Annotated in this window: 3 protein-coding genes; all 3 read right to left on the minus strand. The window is 40.3% G+C overall.

Going from position 1 to position 3,005, the window contains the following annotated elements; all coding sequences use genetic code 11:
* Nucleotides 1-498: hypothetical protein (locus BHC51_RS05325; protein ID WP_143558793.1), on the minus strand; the 498-nt coding region annotated here is incomplete at its 3' end.
* A gap of 283 nt (nt 499-781) precedes the next feature.
* The gene (locus tag BHC51_RS05330) at nt 782-1,672 is read right to left on the minus strand and encodes a hypothetical protein (protein WP_100153512.1); all 891 of its coding nucleotides are present in this window, start codon (nt 1,670-1,672) and stop codon (nt 782-784) included.
* Nucleotides 1,673-1,955: 283 nt separating this feature from the next.
* Nucleotides 1,956-2,825, minus strand: a complete 870-nt coding sequence (locus tag BHC51_RS05335; protein WP_143558782.1) for a hypothetical protein — start codon at nt 2,823-2,825, stop codon at nt 1,956-1,958.
* Nucleotides 2,826-3,005 lie beyond the last annotated feature (180 nt).

Consider the following 3,005-nt stretch of genomic DNA (forward strand, 5'->3'; position numbering starts at 1 on the left):
CTGCACATAGGCATTAAAATTCAGCGGCGCAGCATCATATTCACCATAGATAATGACATCGGCCCATGGAAAAGGTTTGCCATACGGGATTAAGGTTTCATTATCGCGGCGGTAATCCTCTTCTGTGTGCCGGTAAGAGGTATAAATATCGCCATCAGTAATCCGATACAGGAAACCAAATGATTCAATCGGCAAGTCATAAGATTCTGGCGGGCGCTGGTATTTGGCTTTGATTTTCGGATCAGCAAAATCGCCCGGATCGCCGATATAGCGCGCCCAGCCATCAATCACGCCCGCGGGGATACTGATGGATTGAGTACCTAGTTTGCCAATGGTGTCATAACGTCCACGACTATCCTGATTGCGGAATGGTTCCGACACTTGCTCAACAACTTGTGTTTCCGGTTGTTTGCCAAAATCTTGGTCACAGCCGGCAAGCAGCAATACCTGCCACAGCAGCGCCAAGATAAGTAGACTTTTTCTAAATCCAGACTTCATAAGCAGCCTTTTTCTTTATTTTTTAATACAAAAGTTAACACAATATTAATATAAAGAAAAGAGAGAAATTCAGAATTATTTTCAATTTTATTGTTTTAAATTAGATACTAGCCAATATTTATTAATTATCTAATCAGTATTATTTCAAGAAACCTTGCGCCCATTTGGCATAACCATTTTCAATCTGTTTACGCCATGCCTGAATTTCGCTTTTGCTTACTTTTTTTGCTTCTAACATAGTGCTCTCCTTGAGATAATCAATAAGTTATACCACTACTACAAACTATGCCTTACCAATCTGTTTGCCCAGCAGCTTGCCTTCTGGGCTTACCCGCCAGCTATCCAGTATTTTAATAATATTGCTCTCCATCTCCTGCCATTGCGGCAGATAAGTACGGTTATAACTAATTGATACTCTGATATGAAATTTATCATTATAAAACATATGACTACAAAAATTTTTATGCTCAGAAAACTCGCAACCCATATAAGTTTTAATATTGCCGGCCTGATCTTTTTTGAGCAAAATATCCTTGGCATTAACATCCGATTTCCACGGTTCACCGGTTTTGGGATCAATGCCATTATTGGCCCGATATACGGTTAAGCCATACAGCGGCTGTGGCTGCTGGATATAATCAATATTGGAAACTTCTTTTGATATTTTAAAGCCTTCCTGCACATAGGCATTAAAATTCAGCGGCGCAGCATCATATTCACCATAGATAATGACATCGGCCCATGGAAAAGGTTTGCCATACGGGATTAAGGTTTCATTATCGCGGCGGTAATCCTCTTCTGTGTGCCGGTAAGAGGTATAAATATCGCCATCAGTAATCCGATACAGGAAACCAAATGATTCAATCGGCAAGTCATAAGATTCTGGCGGGCGCTGGTATTTGGCTTTGATTTTCGGATCAGCAAAATCGCCCGGATCGCCGATATAGCGCGCCCAGCCATCAATCACGCCCGCGGGGATACTGATGGATTGAGTACCTAGTTTGCCAATGGTGTCATAACGTCCACGACTATCCTGATTGCGGAATGGTTCCGACACTTGCTCAACAACTTGTGTTTCCGGTTGTTTGCCAAAATCTTGGTCACAGCCGGCAAGCAGCAATACCTGCCACAGCAGCGCCAAGATAAGTAGACTTTTTCTAAATCCAGACTTCATAAGCAGCCTTTTTCTTTATTTTTTAATACAAAAGTTAACACAATATTAATATAAAGAAAAGAGAGAAATTCAGAATTATTTTCAATTTTATTGTTTTAAATTAGATACTAGCCAATATTTATTAATTATCTAATCAGTATTATTTCAAGAAACCTTGCGCCCATTTGGCATAACCATTTTCAATCTGTTTACGCCATGCCTGAATTTCGCTTTTGCTTACTTTTTTTGCTTCTAACATAGTGCTCTCCTTGAGATAATCAATAAGTTATACCACTACTACAAACTATGCCTTACCAATCTGTTTGCCCAGCAGCTTGCCTTCTGGGCTTACCCGCCAGCTATCCAGTATTTTAATAATATTGCTCTCCATCTCCTGCCATTGCGGCAGATAAGTACGGTTATAACTAATTGATACTCTGATATGAAATTTATCATTATAAAACATATGACTACAAAAATTTTTATGCTCAGAAAACTCGCAACCCATATAAGTTTTAATATTGCCGGCCTGATCTTTTTTGAGCAAAATATCCTTGGCATTAACATCCGATTTCCACGGTTCACCGGTTTTGGGATCAATGCCATTATTGGCCCGATATACGGTTAAGCCATACAGCGGCTGTGGCTGCTGGATATAATCAATATTGGAAACTTCTTTTGATATTTTAAAGCCTTCCTGCACATAGGCATTAAAATTCAGCGGCGCAGCATCATATTCACCATAGATAATGACATCGGCCCATGGAAAAGGTTTGCCATACGGGATTAAGGTTTCATTATCGCGGCGGTAATCCTCTTCTGTTTGCCGGAAAGAGGTATAAATATCGCCGTCAGTAATCCGATACAGGAAACCAAATGATTCAATCGGCAAGTCATAAGATTCCGGCGGGCGCTGGTATTTGGCTTTGATTTTCGGATCGGCAAAATCGCCCGGATCGCCGATATAGCGTGCCCAGCCATCAATCACGCCCGCGGGGATGCTGATGGAGTGTGTGCCGAGTTTGCCAATAGTATCGGCGCGGCCACGGCTATCGCGATTATAGAATGGTACCTGTGCCTGCTGTTCGCTTACAAAATAGTCACAGCCGGCAAGCAGCAATACCTGCCACAGCAGCACCAAGATAAGTAGACTTTTTCTAAATCCAGACTTCATAAGCAGCCCTATTGTTCTATTTTATAGAGTAAAAATTAACATAAATTTTACAAAAAGAAAAGAAAAAGAAGGCGATTTTAAAAATTTTATTGTTTTAAATTAAATGTTAAACAACAGTTCAGTATTCATGTATACGCGCTGGATTAATAAATATTTACATTATACTAAGTTTAACCAGCG

This window comes from Snodgrassella alvi (assembly GCF_002777745.1).
Taxonomy (GTDB): domain Bacteria; phylum Pseudomonadota; class Gammaproteobacteria; order Burkholderiales; family Neisseriaceae; genus Snodgrassella; species Snodgrassella alvi_D.